The 15,274-nt window shown below is 62.5% G+C and carries 15 protein-coding genes; 8 read left to right on the top strand and 7 right to left on the bottom strand.

The window, feature by feature from the left end:
• Positions 1 to 464: 464 nt before the first annotated feature.
• Positions 465 to 3,275 carry a tetratricopeptide repeat protein gene (locus ABD687_RS19935; protein WP_310288587.1) on the bottom strand — a complete coding sequence of 937 codons (2,811 nt, stop codon included), beginning with the start codon at positions 3,273 to 3,275 and terminating at the stop codon, positions 465 to 467.
• 82 nt (positions 3,276 to 3,357) lie between these two features.
• Between ABD687_RS19935 and ABD687_RS19930 the strand changes: the two genes are divergently transcribed.
• Complete coding sequence (locus ABD687_RS19930) at positions 3,358 to 4,293, top strand: alpha/beta hydrolase family protein (protein ID WP_310288590.1); 936 nt, start codon at positions 3,358 to 3,360, stop codon at positions 4,291 to 4,293.
• 484 nt (positions 4,294 to 4,777) lie between these two features.
• Here ABD687_RS19930 and ABD687_RS19925 read toward each other — a convergent pair whose 3' ends face one another.
• The 4 genes from ABD687_RS19925 to ABD687_RS19910 form a co-directional block, all read right to left on the bottom strand.
• Positions 4,778 to 5,803, bottom strand: a complete 1,026-nt coding sequence (locus ABD687_RS19925) for a DUF808 domain-containing protein (RefSeq protein ID WP_310288593.1) — start codon at positions 5,801 to 5,803, stop codon at positions 4,778 to 4,780.
• A gap of 175 nt (positions 5,804 to 5,978) precedes the next feature.
• Positions 5,979 to 6,263, bottom strand: a complete 285-nt coding sequence (locus ABD687_RS19920) for an MGMT family protein (RefSeq protein ID WP_310288595.1) — start codon at positions 6,261 to 6,263, stop codon at positions 5,979 to 5,981.
• Between the two features lie 2 nt (positions 6,264 to 6,265).
• Positions 6,266 to 6,823, bottom strand: coding sequence for a DUF488 domain-containing protein (locus ABD687_RS19915; RefSeq protein ID WP_310288598.1), 558 nt, complete (start codon positions 6,821 to 6,823; stop codon positions 6,266 to 6,268).
• A 105-nt stretch (positions 6,824 to 6,928) separates the two neighbouring features.
• Positions 6,929 to 8,392, bottom strand: a complete 1,464-nt coding sequence (locus tag ABD687_RS19910) for a protein adenylyltransferase SelO (RefSeq protein ID WP_310288599.1) — start codon at positions 8,390 to 8,392, stop codon at positions 6,929 to 6,931.
• A gap of 237 nt (positions 8,393 to 8,629) precedes the next feature.
• On the opposite strand from ABD687_RS19910, the gene ABD687_RS19905 reads away from it, so the two are divergent.
• Positions 8,630 to 9,115, top strand: coding sequence for a DUF4383 domain-containing protein (locus tag ABD687_RS19905; protein ID WP_264268587.1), 486 nt, complete (start codon positions 8,630 to 8,632; stop codon positions 9,113 to 9,115).
• Positions 9,116 to 9,129: 14 nt separating this feature from the next.
• Complete coding sequence (locus ABD687_RS19900; RefSeq protein ID WP_310288601.1) at positions 9,130 to 9,498, top strand: hypothetical protein; 369 nt, start codon at positions 9,130 to 9,132, stop codon at positions 9,496 to 9,498.
• 85 nt (positions 9,499 to 9,583) lie between these two features.
• Here ABD687_RS19900 and ABD687_RS19895 read toward each other — a convergent pair whose 3' ends face one another.
• On the bottom strand, positions 9,584 to 9,955 hold the full coding sequence (locus ABD687_RS19895; protein WP_264268024.1) for a hypothetical protein: 372 nt from the start codon (positions 9,953 to 9,955) through the stop codon (positions 9,584 to 9,586).
• 337 nt (positions 9,956 to 10,292) lie between these two features.
• Positions 10,293 to 10,715, bottom strand: a complete 423-nt coding sequence (locus ABD687_RS19890) for an Hsp20/alpha crystallin family protein (RefSeq protein WP_264268025.1) — start codon at positions 10,713 to 10,715, stop codon at positions 10,293 to 10,295.
• 127 nt (positions 10,716 to 10,842) lie between these two features.
• Here ABD687_RS19890 and ABD687_RS19885 point away from each other — a divergent pair, with 127 nt between their 5' ends.
• From ABD687_RS19885 to ABD687_RS19865, 5 genes are all read left to right on the top strand, one after another.
• Positions 10,843 to 11,187, top strand: coding sequence for a MerR family transcriptional regulator (locus ABD687_RS19885; RefSeq protein WP_310288606.1), 345 nt, complete (start codon positions 10,843 to 10,845; stop codon positions 11,185 to 11,187).
• Positions 11,188 to 11,380: 193 nt separating this feature from the next.
• Complete coding sequence (locus ABD687_RS19880) at positions 11,381 to 12,355, top strand: alpha/beta fold hydrolase (RefSeq protein WP_310288608.1); 975 nt, start codon at positions 11,381 to 11,383, stop codon at positions 12,353 to 12,355.
• A gap of 401 nt (positions 12,356 to 12,756) precedes the next feature.
• Positions 12,757 to 13,170, top strand: a complete 414-nt coding sequence (locus tag ABD687_RS19875) for a GNAT family N-acetyltransferase (RefSeq protein ID WP_310288611.1) — start codon at positions 12,757 to 12,759, stop codon at positions 13,168 to 13,170.
• Between the two features lie 334 nt (positions 13,171 to 13,504).
• The gene (locus ABD687_RS19870; RefSeq protein ID WP_377700275.1) at positions 13,505 to 14,281 is read left to right on the top strand and encodes a histidine phosphatase family protein; all 777 of its coding nucleotides are present in this window, start codon (positions 13,505 to 13,507) and stop codon (positions 14,279 to 14,281) included.
• The gene (locus ABD687_RS19865; RefSeq protein WP_310288617.1) at positions 14,265 to 15,194 is read left to right on the top strand and encodes an NAD(P)H-hydrate dehydratase; all 930 of its coding nucleotides are present in this window, start codon (positions 14,265 to 14,267) and stop codon (positions 15,192 to 15,194) included. The genes ABD687_RS19870 and ABD687_RS19865 overlap by 17 nt, the downstream gene beginning before the upstream one ends.
• The last annotated feature ends 80 nt before the right edge of the window (positions 15,195 to 15,274 follow it).

Genomic DNA, 15,274 nt, shown 5'->3' with positions numbered 1-15,274 from the left:
GAAACCGGGCGGTCCGTTCCGGCAATTGACGTCGAAAAGGTCAACAGCCACATCGGTGCGGGCAACAGATAAGGGCATCCCCTTTGCCAATCCCCCATCGCGACGCTCCTCAACCAAAAATTACGACGATCAAGTACGCACGAGAAATCAGGGCCGCAGAAATCCCCTAGACTTTGCCCGCGATGCTGGCGCGGAAACCTGACCCAAACGCTACGCCCAGATCATCCGGAATCGGATTGTTGGCATCGCCGTGCGCTCAGCGCTAGTAGTCGGCACCAGACCCGTAGATCTTAATGACCTTGTCAGCTGGGTCGGAATGACGATTTTCGGGAAGAAATGACTGGCCTAATTCTTGCCGCTCATTTGGCCTGAAATGATCCACCAACTTGGCATATATTCTTAGCTGAAACGTCCCACAACAGGTCGATCGCACACAGACCCGATGCTCCAACGTCTATCCTGGGTCACTTCGTCCAGGCGGCGAGGTTGCGGCGGGTTTTCAGGGTGGCCGGGTGATTCGGACCCAAGACCCGCAATCGATCCCCGAGCAGATTGTGAAACTGAGTGACAGCACCGGCTCTATCCCCGGATTTTCCGGTCCAAGAAGCCACATTACTACGCGCGCTCAGTGTCGCGGGATGGTCCTCCCCCAGCACACGGATCCGGGCTTCGAGCAGCGCAAGAAATTGCTCGAGAGCGCCGGCGATGTCCCCGGACTTACCGGCCCAAGAAGCCACGTTGCTACGGGTTTTAAGGGTGTCGGGATGATCTTCCCCCAGAACACGAATCCGGACTTCGAGAAGCGAGCGAAATTGCGCGAGAGCACCGGGCACATCCCCTGACTTACCGGTCCAAGTGGCCAAGTTACTACGAACTTTTAGGGTGTCGGGATGCTCCTCCCCCATGACCCGCAATCGGTCCTGGAACAGATCCCAGTTCTGCATGATAGCCGCAGCGATATCTCCGGTTCTGCCGGTCCAGGTGGCCACGTTACTTCGGGTTTTCAATGTGGCCGGGTGATCGGCGCCCAGCACACGCACCTGGTCTAGAAGCAGGTTACTGAATTGGACGAGGGCCTCGGAAGCGTCCCCTAATTGGCCGGTCCAAAAGGCCAAATGATGGCGGGCGGTCAGCGTGGCGGGGTCATCCGGCCCCAGCACGCGCAATCGATCCCGTAGGAGGTTCCCCGACTGGGTGAGGGCCGCGGAAATGTCTCCGGATTTGCCGGTCCATAGCGCAAGCCTGTCCATGAAATTCAGCCTAATCACTTCGTCGACTGGCAGCACACCCGAAGCGCGTTCTAACCATTCCTGTAGGAGCTCACGGTTGTCTGCGGCCCGGTGTCCGAGACTGGAGATCACGGCCGAGAGGGCTTCATGGTATCGTCCGAGCGCCCAAAGGTGATCGGCGGCCCGCTCCCTAGAGTAGTTCCGCGAAGCCTCTTCGCCGACGACTTCGATGGCTTCGAGGATGGCCTGGTGTGCGTGGCGGACCGTAATCGGCCAGTGTCCTTGATGTCGGACTTTTTGAACCAAGGTGTCGTGGAAAAACCCAATGATTTCGTTCGCGGTGCCCGGATTGGCACGGGCAACCAGGCCACCCAGCCTTGCCAATGTATTGCGGAACTCTAGTTCGTCGCCGGGACCACCCATTTGCAAGGATGCCTCCACGGCGATATGGAGGGGCAGGACTGGCCCGCTTCCGGCGGCCGCGAGTACCGTCAGACAGACCATGGCATCCGTCATCTCTTCGTCCACTAGGGATGAAAGCAATTTCTGATAAATATCATCCAGACTGGCAGCGTCCTTCAAAACATCGGGTCCCAAAGTCAAAATGGCCTCAGTAAGGAGTCCCGCCTCTAGCCATGTGGATGAGTTCGCGGCCAGATCGGCGGCAACCGATCCGGGCAACCCTTTGGCGGCAAGATACTCGGAGATTTCATCCTCGCCCGGCCGGGCGAGCCGGATCGATTGCCCTGGGAGGCCTTCTATTCCTTCACCTCGGGTGTTGACGAGAATACTCACCCGCTCGAGTCGCTCATCAACGCAAGCTTGAGCGATGACCGACATGAGCTCGCCACGCGCCACAGGTTCGAGCTGGTCGACACCGTCAATGGCTACGCGAATCCGTTTCCCTAACGGCACCTTCAACTGTCGCAGGGGCCCGAACACCAGACGCTGCAGTGCGGGCTGCCGATCCAAATCCTTTTTGTCGAATGCTCCGCTGTGGGCGACTGTTGCCGCGGCAAAACCAGAGATATCCCCTAGCTGTTTGGCGATGCTGGCGGCCAACATGGAAAGAGTGGGGGTCAGCGTGGTGAACGCCACGGCTGACAGGTACCGCCTGGGTAGGTCAGGAACGAGTTCCGGGCGGGCCAGAGCGGCAAGGAGGGCGGACTTGCCCGAGCCGGCTCTACCGTGGATGACCACGAGGCGTTGCTGGGACATGGCGAACGTGATGCGTTCAAGGTCATGGGTGACCTGAAAGGAGTTTGTCAGGGTCACTGCCAGAGCCCCTTCCGGTGTCCCGGACAAGGGCCAAAAATTAGGTGCAGCGATGTTCCGGGTCACCCACAGTCCTGGGTCACTGGCATTTGTTCCGGCACCAGATCCGATATAGACGGGGGGATCCTGTTCTTTCCTGCAGATGGCGTTTCCGAAGTTGGCGGCGTGGCGGATATCCAGATAATCCACCGAGGAATCCGGCTGACCAGATTCCATGAGTGTGATCAATGACTGGGAGAAACAGCCGTTCCGGGCTTCCCGATCGTAAGTGCCGGCGAGGAGCTCCAGCCGGACCTGCTCTCTCAAATCGAGTCCATTCTTGATCACGTCTGCCACCCCGAGTCCGGCGTGGCAGACATCAAGGATGAGTATTAGCCCATCTAGGCTTCCCAACGCCATATTGCCAAGACGACGGCCGATCTCGTAAGCGGTGTCGTCGTCGAGGTCCTTGTGATTGCCGTCCTTGGGCAGCAGAAATAGCGGAGCGGATACCTTATTCTTGTTGATTTCCGCGTGACCGATGAACGCGAAAACCAAAGTTGCCTTCGCTTCCGAAGCTCGAGTCACCGAAGCCATCACGGCCTCTTTCAGCTCCGCCATCGTCGGATCGAGCACCAGTGCGCTGTTGGCCGGATCACAATCACCCAGCCGGGGGTCAGTCAGCGCCCGGTGAAGATGCTGGGCGCGCTGCGGGAGGAAGGACAAACGCTGGTTCCGCAGCGCGGCGCACTGCGACCCCACGACGAGTGCATGACGGGAGCTCATGGCCATGGTCTATCACAATTCCGATTGCGGGGATAGGATCTTGAGCCACAGATCCGCTGGCTTTGACCAACTGCAGGGAGAAGTTCCGATGGCTGAAATTGTGCTGGTTCACGGTATGGCTCAGGAACAGGAGACCGCCGATTCCCTTGAACAGACGTGGCTTCCAGCCTTGGCTGGCGGCATCCGCACCGCAGGCTATGGCGATCTGGCCGACAGGATCTGGCGCAACCACCATTCGGAAGGCAGCATCGATGTCCGGATGGCCGCTTACGGAGACCTGTTTACCACGCCCGACGCGCAGGGGTCCGATGATGGCTTGGACGCTCTAGATCCCGAAGAACTGACCCTGGCCGAATCCCTCGCCGCAGAATGGCTGAACCGGGCTGCCGGGCGCGCGGACCACCCTGACCACGAGATCGCAGTTCGTGAACTCGGATTTCTGGACCCGGCCCACGAAGCCATGGGAATCAAGGAAGAAGCAGTTCGGTCCATGATCAACGCTGCCACCCAACTGCCGTGGTTCGGTCTTCGGGCCATGGCAGTGGCCGAGCTCCTGAAGAGGCCTTTGCGCCAAGTCACCGCCTATATGACCGACCGGGCCCTGCACGACGAGATCCAGAGCCGTGTCCTGGCACATGTCGGACCGGAGACCAAGGTCATTGTCGGGCATTCCCTGGGATCTGTCGTGGCCTACGAAGTGGCCGCCCAGCAGCTCACTAACAGGTTGCCTCTGCTGCTCACGATCGGCAGCCCATTGGGGCTGCGCAGCATCATCTACGACCGGCTCCAACCCCGCCCGCCCGAATACCCGTCCGGGACCCGCCGATGGGTCAACATCGCCGATCGAAACGACCTCGTCGCTGCCGAACCAAATCTCACAGGCCTCTTTGAACGAAACAGGCCTGCCGACGCCATCTTGGAATCTGGCTGGACAGTTAAAAACGGCGCCAAACCGCATCAGGGTGAGTACTATCTTGGAAAACGAGAAGTGGGTAAGCCCATTGCTGAAACCCTCAACAGTTAGGTACCACCCAGCCCTGCCACCAGATGAATAAGTCCTAATCTGTATCGAGGATAAAAAGATCCCAGTCCATTTGGACTGAGGTCTTTATAATTGTTGGCGGAGAGCGTCAATGGGCTTTGGCCGACATTTTGGTGGTTACAGTTTTCGGCCCGAAATGGACAAACACCGCGGAACGATACGGTTTCGAAGCAAGCCGGGCTCACCAAGGGCAGAGTATGGATCCGCCCATGCCACAAAGATCTTTCCCTGCTTGTGAATAGCCGGCGCCTGCTGCTCGACCGGGACAAACGTGAGGACATGACGCAGCCGGTGGCGAGACTGATCGGGGTGTTTCTGATAAGAGGTTCTGGGATCCGGATCATGGCAGCCAGCAGGAGGCCCTTGCAGCTCGTGAAAGAACCCCTGCCGCACCATGGAAGCGCACCATGAGTCGCCATGAAGGCCAAACAAATTGCCGCTCCCCAGGAGCAGCAGCGGGTAAGAGCTACGGCGCGGGATCGACGTTGTCTTTCCCCGGCCGGAACCCGGCGATTGCTGCACGGACGTCGCCCTCCTCGTGGTGCCCGCCCTTCTTCTTGCCGAACGGCAGCACCTTGAGCAGCGGGTGGAGGATGGCCATGACGACACTGCCCCAGATGATTCCGAGGACCGCCGAGCACAGGGTGTTCACGAGCCAGGCCAGGAAGCCGCCCACTACGGGGATCCCGGCGAAGGGTGTCTCGAGGGCATGGACCAAGTCATAGGGAGCGTGCCACCCCAGATCGTGGGCCCCCTGCAGCATGATGTGGCCGCCGACCCACAGCATGGCGATCGTCCCCACAAAGGTGATCGCGGCCAGCACGGCGGGCATGCCCTTGACCAGCATCTCGCCGAAGCGCTTTGTCCCTGCGGAGTCCTTGGTGGCCAGGTGCAGGCCGATGTCGTCCATCTTCACAATGAGTCCGACGGCGCCGTACACGAGCACCGTGATCGCGAGCGCCACGACGACAAGGATGATGGCCCGCGACAGCAGGGACTCGGTGGCCACCTCGTTCATGGAGATGACCATGATCTCGCAGGACAGGATGAAGTCGGTGGTGATGGCTCCCTTGATGACCTTGGCCTCCGCCGCCGGGCCGCGTTCGACCGCCGGGGACTTCTCGGCCTCGTGGTGGCCGCGGAGCTTGTGCCAGACCTTCTCGGCACCCTCGTAACAGAGGTAGGTGCCACCGAGCATGAGGATGAACGGAATGGCCCCGGGAAGGAACGCGCTGACCAGCAGCAGCGCGGGCAGGATGATCAGCAGCTTGTTGCGCAGCGAGCCCCAGAAGATCTTCTTGATCATCGGCAGTTCGCGGGAAGGATCGGCCCCGGAGACGTACTGCGGGGTGACGGCGGCGTCGTCGATGACCACGCCGGCGGCCTTGGCCCCCGCCTTCGCGGCTCCGGCGGCGACGTCGTCCACCGAGGCGGCCGCGATGCGGGCCAGGGCCGCGACATCGTCCAGCAGGGCGACGAGACCGCCGCTCACAGAGCGGCCCGCTGTTGCTCGAGGGCGGACGGCTGAGCATGGGAGCCTCTGTCAAGGCGCATCATTGGCATGCTCCGAGTATATGGCGGCAAGCAGACCTGCGACGAGTGAAACGGGGGTCGGCGGTACAGGAAAGGCTGACACGGCCGGACTTTCCCCCAGCGCACGGAGGCCGTTAGCGGTTGCCGGTACGGCGGATCCTGGCCATGTCGACGTGGCCGTTGAGGAACGGAACGCCTTCGGCCTCAAGCAACGCCCGGGCTTCCCCGCCGTGGCATGTCGCCGGCGTGCCGTCGGCATAGACGATCCGCCACCACGGTACGTCGTCGTCCAGGGCCGACACCGCACGACCCGCCTGCCGGGGGCCGATTCCCACCGCCAGCCCGATTTCGCCATAGGTCGCGACGGAACCGGCAAGGATCGCCACCACCACTTCCCTGACTTCCTCGCCCACGTCCATGCTCATCCTTCCCCGGATGCGGGATAGGTGATTTCCCCGCCGTGCACCTTGGCGAACGCGGTCATGCTCGCCGGCCGGGTCGAGGAGGGTGACATGATGTCGGAGACCTCCACCCCGGCGACAAGGAGCGCGTCGGTGACCAACCTCCGGTGGCATCTCCACGGCACCGCCTCGCTGCACATAATGGCCGGCACGGATTCATCCGCGAGCTTCAACAGCTCGGCGAGCCCGGACCCAAACTCTGCACTCGACATGTAATCGGCATAGTCACGGAAGGCCTTGACCCTCCACCCCGTATTCGGACTGGCCACGCCGGCCGGCGTGTGCCTGCGACCGCCCAGATTCCGGATCCACCGGTACCCGATATCCACGGGCAACGCTTCCTTGATCGCATCCTGGTTCCACTGCGGAAATTTCCGTGACGCCGGAAACGAACGGACGTCCACCAATTCGCTCACCCCGTTGCTTCGCAACATCTCCAGCACCTCGTCAAAGCCACGCGTGGAATGGCCAATCGTGAAGACGCGCGGCTTGCCGTGGCCGGCTGCCCGATTCTCCATCGTCGAACCTCCCTCACGTGGGCCTGTGGAATCCGTACCGCGTGGGCATCCTTCCGCCCTGTACCAACGTTCCCCTTCAGTCTGGCATGGCACTGCGGCAACGGCTCAGGTTCCGCAGAAGGTTCGGTAGGGGCCGAAGTCTTCCGGTGCCGCGGCGGCGTAGCGATCGAAGCCGGGACGTTCCTCGAAGGGTGCGGTCACCGCAGCCAGGAGCTTCGAGAATGGCTCCAGGTCGCCCTCGACCGCGGCAGCGAGCGCCTCCTCGACGAGGTGGTTCCGCGGGATGTAGACGGGGTTGGTCCGGTCCATCAGCTCCGCATCCGGATCCAGTGCCCGCCAGCGCTGCGCCCAGGCAGCGAATGCGGCCGGGTTCGAGAACATCGAGCGCGCGGGTTCGGCATCCCCGCGCGCGGCCGTGCCCAGGCTCCGGAAGAAGGACGTGTAATCGACGCGGTCCTCCTGCAGGAGGTCGAACAGTTCCCCGGTGAGCGAGGTGGCTGCTTCATCGTCGAGCCTCTCGGCCAGGCCGAGCTTGGTTTTCATGCCGGCCAACCACTCGGCGCTGTACTTGCCGTGGAAGGCGCCGAGCGATTCCTGTGCCAGGGCAACGGCCTGTTCCTGGTCCTCGTGGAAGAGGGGCAGGAGGGACTCCGCGAGACGGGCGAGGTTCCACTGCGCCACGATGGGCTGGTTGGCGTAGGCATAGCGGCCGCCTTCGTCGATCGAGCTGTAGACCGTGGCCGGATTGAACACGTCCATGAAGGCGCACGGCCCGAAGTCGATGCTCTCCCCCGAAATGGTCATGTTGTCCGTATTCATGACGCCGTGGATGAAACCCACCAGCATCCACCGGGCCAGCAACGATGCCTGGGCCTCGACCACGGCTTCGAAGAGCGCGAGATACGGGTTCTGCGCCTGGGCCGCTCCGGGATGGTGGCGCGCGATGGCATGGTCTGCGAGACGACGCAGCAGGTCCTCGTTGTCCATGGCCCTGGCATACTGGAAGCTGCCTACCCTCAGATGGCTGCTTGCCACCCGGGTCAGCACGGCCCCGGGAAGCATGGTCTCGCGGCGAACCTGCTGTCCTGTCGCGACCACGGCCAGGGAGCGTGTGGTGGGAATACCCAAGGCGTGCATCGCCTCGCTGATCACGTATTCGCGCAGCATCGGACCGACTGCGGCAAGCCCGTCACCGCCGCGGGCAAACGGGGTGCGTCCGGAACCCTTGAGGTGGATGTCCCGAAGTCGGCCGTCGGCATCCAGAATCTCGCCGAGCAGCAGCGCCCGGCCGTCGCCCAGACGCGGCGAGTAGGAGCCGAACTGGTGGCCGGCATATCCCTGCGCAACCGGAGTGGCACCATGGGGTAGCGCGTTGCCGATCAGCAGCCCCAGGCCCCCTGCGTTGCGCAGGGACGCGGGGTCGAAGCCCAGCTGGGCGGCCAGCGGCTCGTTGAGCACCAGCAGCCGCGGATCCGGGGCCTGCTCCGCCTGCCAGGGAATGGCCAGTTCGGGAAGTTCACGGGCAAATTGGCCGTCAAAGGTGACGGCGGCTTGTGCTTCGACGCTCATCTTCCAAGGATACCGTCGAGGTGGTGCTGTCGGTGGGGGACGACGTCACCGGGCAACGCCCACGGCATCGAACTTTCACATGGCCGTCGGTTCGCTCACGCCCGGGTGCCGGTGTCAGGTCGGTGAACCCAATTCGCGGAACCGCATTGCAAAAGAGTTCCCTCATCGGGTCCGATGATGCAACATGTGAGAACGCAGCAGGTCGCTGCAGCCACGATCCTCGGAAAGGGCCACACCATGACCAGCCACACTGCACGTACAGGCACAGAGCGCACCAATGTCCAGAAGGCGGCATTGGCCGTCGGCGCAGTCTTTCTACTCGTCGGGATCCTGGGATTTGTTCCTGGGATCACCTCCAACTACGACCAACTTTCCTTCGCCGGCCACGACTCCGACGCAATGCTGATGGGCGTGTTCCAGGTTTCCATCCTGCACAACGTCGTTCACCTGCTCTTCGGCATCGGAGGCATTGCAATGGCCCGAACCCCCGGCACGGCCAAGAACTACTTGCTGTGGGGCGGGGTGGTTTATCTCGTGTTGTGGATCTACGGGCTGCTCATCGACCACGACACGGAGGCCAATTTCGTGCCGGTGAACGATGCAGACAACTGGCTGCACCTGGTCTTGGGTCTGGGCATGGTTGCCCTCGCCCTGTTGCTGACCCGCACCGCGGATGCGGGCACCCGCAGGCCCGGACACGGAGATCCCCACAAGAACCTGTGAATGGAGGTGCCGCAATGAGCAGACACGAAGAACTCGAGCCACTGCGCATCGACGGACTCGAGGCAATCCCAACCGGGCGTTTCCAGTATTCCGTCCGCGTTGTCCGCAGCGGAAGGGAGCTGGGTGCAGTCCGCCTCTGCGACGACCACCGCTTCGAGGCCACGACCCGGACAGGAAGCTTCGCCGGGGTGCACAGGACATTGGTCGAGGCCATGGAGGCCTTGGCCTCGGGGGCGATGGACGACACCGCCCAGGTGCCCGAAGCACGCCCTGCCCCGGATCCTGCCTCGGTTCATCGGAATCCGACACCCTTGGGGCGCATCCGTCCGGTCCGCCGCGGCGTCTACATTGGTCTCATGGCCAGCCGCAGCGCTGCCCCGTGATCAGGCGCACTGCTCTCCCCGAACGCCGAGACCCGGATGGCACACCGGGTCTCGGCGCGGTGCCGGGTGGTCACCGGATGGACGTTCAGAGGTTTCCGGATCCCTCGATGAAGGCCTTGGCGTGGTCGACTGCCTTCTTGAAGGCGTCGTTGCGCAAGCTAATGCTTCGCAGGTTCTCCGATTCGATGTAATCAGGGATACCCGGGCGCAGCAGCCAAATGTCGCCGGCCGGTGGCAGGTAAAACATGGCGAACGACCTGCGATGCTCGTCGTCTGTCCATACGGGGACGACCGCCAGCGCGGCACCCGTGTCAATGTTGATCCACTGGGCCCGCGGCATGGGCTGTTCATGGACTTCCGGGTCCAAAAAAGGGGCGGTGCCCTCGCCCCAACGTTTCTCGAACCGTTCATGGAAGGCAGGCAGTAACGGCGAATCGTAGCGACGCCATGCGCTCATCTAAAAACACCTCCTGGCGGTGGTCCGACAACGGGACCGATGACCCTCGACTGGCCTTGCGCCCGCGCGAGCCAGGCGGCCCGCGGAACGGAAGAGACATCGTGTTCGACGGGAACGCTTCGGTTCCCCTCGAAGATGTCCTCCCCTTTGGGCTGTGTTTGAATGTGAGTTGGTCCCCGGCCGTGGACCGGGGACCAAGGAGCGGAAGGCAATTCCAACGGACAACCGTGGCCCTTGCTGCGCCGTGACGTGTCCTATGGCAACCGCCTATGCCCAGGCACGGCAGGCCGTCGGCGTGCCTTCCAACTGCGGAACGTGGAACCTTGGGTATCGCGGCCTAGCTTCTAATGGCCTGGCGCTCCCCGTCCTTGCTGGTGATGGCAATCTTGCGCGGCTTGGCCTGCTCGGCCACCGGGATGCGCAAGCTCAGCACGCCGGAGTCGTAACTGGCTTGGATGTTCTCCGTATCCAGGTTTTCTCCCAGGACCAGCTGGCGGCTGAACACGCCCCGAGGCCGCTCGGCGGCAAGCATCTCCACGTTCTCGTCCACATCCGGGCGTTCGGCCCTGATGGTCACCACATTGCGTTCCACGTCCAGGTTGATCGAGTCCGGGCTGACCCCGGGCAAGTCAAACTGAACCTCGAAGGTATCGCCGTCACGCCAAGCGTCCATGGTCATGGTGGTCGGTCGGGCTGAGGTCCCCAAAACCTGCTGGGCGAGCCGGTCGATTTCACGGAAAGGATCTGTTCGCATCAACATGGCTTTCTCTCCTTTGTGGTGTCATTTGATGCCGTTTTGGGTGGTGGATCCCCACCAAAACCTATATCGGTGGAGATAGATTTTTTATAGCATGCGTGACAGTCTGGTGCAAGAGGTTTTTTTGGAATTGAGTCTGGAAAGGGGATCGACCATGGTCATCGGGGATCCAGGGGCGCGCGGGGTCTATGCCATCTCGGTCGCGGCCGAGCTGGTGGGGATGGGGCAGCAAAACCTGCGACTGTACGAACGGGCGGGACTGTTGGAGCCGGGACGCACCGAAGGAGGAACCCGCCGCTATAGCGACAACGACATAGTGATCCTGCGAAGGATTGCCGAACTCCTTGCCCTCGGCCTCAACCTTTCCGGCATCCGTGTGGCCCTGGCCCTCGAGGCGGAAAACACGGCCTTGCGTCAGGAACTCTCACGGTACAGCGACGGTGCCGACGACGCGGAACCTGCAGCACAACCCTAGGGCCAGCCTCACCCACCACCACTCATCCAAAAGGCCAACGGCCGTTAACCAGGCATCGATGCCATGTGACACGGGCTGACCCCTCCCCCCAACATCGCGGCCCAACCCCAGCACAGAGCATGGACTACAGGAGCAGGCACGGCTACTGTTTTCCCGAAGAGGACCGGTCATGGGCAAGAAACGAGGGGCTGGCATGTCCACAATTGCTGCAACGAACGGCGGCAACCGGGAAACTGCGTCCAAGACATTCATCAAGACATTCATTGGGCCCGACATCGTTCCCGGTGTCCTCTTGGGTGTGGGTCTTGGCTTGGTCGTCGGCGGAATCTTGTTGCACCGACGGACGGACTCGGCGGTGCCCCGAGGGACTGGCCGCGGCCGTGGTCCGAGGTTCCATGTGGCGGGACGGCCCGGCACCCAGGTGCACGTGCATAGCGAGGGAACCGGCCCGGACACTTATGTCCTGATTCACGGCATCGGCGTCTCGTCGCGCTATTTTCGCCCGCTCGCCAAGGAATTGGCACGCACCGCCACGGTCCACAACATCGAATTGCCTGGCCACGGAAGCACGCCGAAACCACGTCGAACCTTGAGCGTGCCGGATTACGCACGCGCCGTGTGGGACGCCCTTGACGAATTGGGGGCAGATCGGCCCATCCTGGTCGGGCACTCCATGGGGTGCCAGATAGCAGTGGAGATGGTGAACATGCGCGCGACTGCGGCTCCCCGCCTCGTGCTGCTGGGGCCCACCAATTACCCACCCGAGCGCGGATTCTGGCTCCAGGCCCTCCGGCTGGGGCAGGACACCCTCCGCGAGCCATGGCGGATCAACGCCGTCGTACTGAGCGACTACATTTTCCGTTGCCGCCCGCCCTGGTACTTCAGGACAGTTCCAGCGATGCTTTCGAATCACATCGAAAACGGAATGGCCAATGTGCAGGTGCCCGTGGTGGTTGTCCGCGGGATAAAGGATCCAATCGTCCCGGCAGCATGGACCTCCGCCCTCGCGCACCTAGCGCCGCAGGGCTCGATGGCGCAGATCGACGACGAGAGCCACGTCATGATGTACCGTTCCGCAGCCGAGGTTGCAGCGCTGTGTCGCGCGCCGGCTTCGCACGGTAGCTCCCGACCCGGCGATGCACGGCGGAAATCGGGTGCCGCAATTTGAGTTTCCAGCTGTTTCCAGTGCTGCCCAAGGTCTCGTGCGCCTGAACGTCCAGAACCGTCCCATGAGTGTCGCCATTGCCCGATGTCTGGCGGCCCCACAGGCGCCCTACCCCTCCCCCGGACGAAGGGACAGAGACGACCAACTCGCGGATTGGCTTGTCAGGGGTAGTTCACCAATAGGGCATCAACTGAGGGTTGCAAAGGTACTGGTCTGTGCGTGTCGGGTTTTCGGCGGACAGCGAAAATTCAAAACCCGTAAGGTCTGGTCACGGTAAAAATATGGATAAGCGCTCCGGCGCCACACTTGCAGATGACTGTCCTGTTCATTTACAACGCCTTACCTGGACCAAGGCGATGAAACGTTCGTCTTGGGGCCTGGGATGGCAATGGAGGTGTAGTGGTGTGTTTGTGATCCAGAACAATACCGAGGCTCAGAGGTACGAATTTTTTGAGGCCGGAAGTCGTATTGGATTTGTGCAGTACGAAATGCACGAGAAGCAGATGTGGGTGCTCTACACCGAAATGCGGCGCAAGTTCAAGAGCGCTGCTCGGGCGAATAGGGCGATGGGTTTCATCTTGGAGGATGCCAGGCGCAGCCGAATCGAGGTGGTTCCGTTCTGTCCCGCCTTTCGGGTGTTCATGTGCCAGAACCCGGTCAATCCCGCGTTGGTGCCGGAGGAGTGGCACGAACGGGTCGACGGTGCGATCAATGGCGAGCAGGACGAGCCCGATCGGGCGGTATTGAAGTACATCCGCTTCACCGGGAGCCCTTGGCGAAAATCATCAGCTGCGCAAGCTGCAGCCCTCGCCTCCTAAACAGCGGATCGCATTTCCCTCCCCCTCGGTGTGTGCCGTTTCTGTCTGCGCAGGCGAAGCACGCCCGATACCTGCACGAGAAAGCGGCACAACGTCGAGGGGTGTGGGTTCGATCCCAACATGTATCCCGTCGAAGGCCAAGCCCGAGGATCCACATCGGTCCGCGCCGACGCGCTGCGCAATGCCCGCCGCGGCGCGCAGCGAGCCGCCGTGGATTTACGGGACAAAGACCTCCATCCTGGTGCCAGGTCGCGTACGTTTTGCTTCTCCCGTAGGTGCTGAGTTGGTAGTCTTCCAGCAATCGCAAAGACCGCAGAATGAGGGGGTGGTTTCCTTGAATGAAGGTGGGCTGACGGACGCTGTGCAGGAAGCGGGAGCGGTGGAGTTGCTCTTGATCCGGCACGGAGAGAGCGAAGGCAACGTTGCTGCCACCGCCGCGCGCCTGGCCGGCGCGGAGGTCATCGAGGTCCCCGCGCGGGATGCCGACGTGTATTTGTCCGGCACCGGGCAGGAACAGGCCACGGCGTTGGGAGCCGCACTGGCCCGGGTCGATGACGATGTCCGGCCCGATACGGTGGTGTCCTCGCCCTACACACGAGCCAAGCAAACAGCGGAAATCGCTGTGCAGACAGCCAATTGGCCGCTGACGGTGCGCACCGATGAACGGCTGCGGGACCGCGAGCTGGGCATCCTGGACCGGCTGACGAGGCTGGGTGTGGACAGGCGTTTCCCGGAGGAAGCCGAGCGGCGGCTCTGGTTGGGCAAGCTGTACTACCGGCCTCCAGGCGGGGAGTCGTGGGCCGATGTGGCGCTCCGGCTGAGATCCGTCCTGGAGGAGCTGAACAGGCTCGGAAGCGGACGAAGGGTGATGCTGGTATGCCATGACGCGGTGATCATGCTATTCCGATACATCCTGGAGGGCATGTCGGAGGAAGAGCTTCTGGACCTTGCCGCAAGTACGTCCATCCTCAATGCCTCGATCACACGTTACGTGCGTCCCTCGGGCTCCGGGCCGTGGACATTGGAGAGCTTCAACGTTACCGACCATCTCATCGAGCAGGGCGTGACGGTTACCGAGCACGCAGGAGACACCAATGTCCACCCGCATTGATCGCAAAGGCGGGGATCCCACGCCCGTGACACCGTCGCTGCTGCGCGACTGGCCGCTGCCGGCACCCGGGGAAGACAAGTACTCCCGCGGCACGGTCCTGGTCATCGGCGGCGGACGTACGACGCCCGGGGCCGCGGTGCTTGCCGGAACCGCGGCACTTCGTGCAGGTGCCGGAAAGCTCACGCTGGCAGTCGCCGAGTCCGTGGCAGTGCAGGTGGGAGTGGCGCTGCCGGAATGCGGGGCCATGGGCTTGCCGGAAAACGCCAACGGGTCCGTTACTGGAGAAGGGCTGGACCGGATTTCCTCGGCCCTGGATCGGGCCGACACCATCCTGGTCGGTCCCGGTTTGGACGATCTGGACCTGGCCGAGGAGTTGTTGCGCAGGCTGCTCGAGCGTGAGCATTCGGCCGATATGTCGGAAGTCGCGAGTCGGCCCGCCATCGTCGTCGACGCCTACGCGTTGGCCGGGCTGCCCAAACTCGAAGAGAGACTGGAGCCGTTGCGGGGCCGGCTCATCCTGACCCCCAATATGCATGAGGCGGAAATCCTGTTGGGCCGGGGACTGAAGGACCTGGAATCCGATGTGATGTCCATAGCCCGCCGTTTCGACGCGGTGGTGAGCTGTCAAGGCGTGATCGCAGGGTCCCCCGGAGACGGGTCCGGGAACGCCGAACTGTGGAGGATCACGACGGGATACGGGGGGCTGGGGACATCAGGAAGCGGAGACGTTTTGGCAGGTGCCATCGCCGGGGTCCGGGCACGCGGAACCAGCGGCCCCCAAGCCGCCTGCTGGGGAAGCCACCTTCACGCGGCCGCAGCCGACCGCTTGGCCAGCAAACTCGGGCCTCTTGGATTCCTGGCGCGTGAACTTGCCGATGAACTCCCCGCGCTGATGCTGGAACTAAACACCTGACACCGCCCCCGATGCGGACGAGACCCCCGGCTCACCTCGTGCTGCCGCACCCGGTTCCAGAAGATGCCAGGCATTCAGCC

The organism is Paeniglutamicibacter sulfureus (assembly GCF_039535115.1).
Classification (GTDB): domain Bacteria; phylum Actinomycetota; class Actinomycetes; order Actinomycetales; family Micrococcaceae; genus Paeniglutamicibacter; species Paeniglutamicibacter sulfureus.
The sequence above is the reverse complement of the archived record's forward strand: the minus strand, read 5'-3'. Positions and strand labels throughout refer to the sequence as shown.

Excerpts from the sequence above, each read along its gene's own strand:
- ABD687_RS19935 (WP_310288587.1), bottom strand. The coding sequence starts at position 3,275 with ATGGCCATGAGCTCCCGTCATGCACTCGTCGTGGGGTCGCAGTGCGCC.
- ABD687_RS19930 (WP_310288590.1), top strand. The coding sequence starts at position 3,358 with ATGGCTGAAATTGTGCTGGTTCACGGTATGGCTCAGGAACAGGAGACC.
- ABD687_RS19920 (WP_310288595.1), bottom strand. The coding sequence starts at position 6,263 with ATGGACGTGGGCGAGGAAGTCAGGGAAGTGGTGGTGGCGATCCTTGCC.
- ABD687_RS19915 (WP_310288598.1), bottom strand. The coding sequence starts at position 6,823 with ATGGAGAATCGGGCAGCCGGCCACGGCAAGCCGCGCGTCTTCACGATT.
- ABD687_RS19910 (WP_310288599.1), bottom strand. The coding sequence starts at position 8,392 with ATGAGCGTCGAAGCACAAGCCGCCGTCACCTTTGACGGCCAATTTGCC.
- ABD687_RS19905 (WP_264268587.1), top strand. The coding sequence starts at position 8,630 with ATGACCAGCCACACTGCACGTACAGGCACAGAGCGCACCAATGTCCAG.
- ABD687_RS19900 (WP_310288601.1), top strand. The coding sequence starts at position 9,130 with ATGAGCAGACACGAAGAACTCGAGCCACTGCGCATCGACGGACTCGAG.
- ABD687_RS19895 (WP_264268024.1), bottom strand. The coding sequence starts at position 9,955 with ATGAGCGCATGGCGTCGCTACGATTCGCCGTTACTGCCTGCCTTCCAT.
- ABD687_RS19890 (WP_264268025.1), bottom strand. The coding sequence starts at position 10,715 with ATGTTGATGCGAACAGATCCTTTCCGTGAAATCGACCGGCTCGCCCAG.
- ABD687_RS19880 (WP_310288608.1), top strand. The coding sequence starts at position 11,381 with ATGTCCACAATTGCTGCAACGAACGGCGGCAACCGGGAAACTGCGTCC.
- ABD687_RS19865 (WP_310288617.1), top strand. The coding sequence starts at position 14,265 with ATGTCCACCCGCATTGATCGCAAAGGCGGGGATCCCACGCCCGTGACA.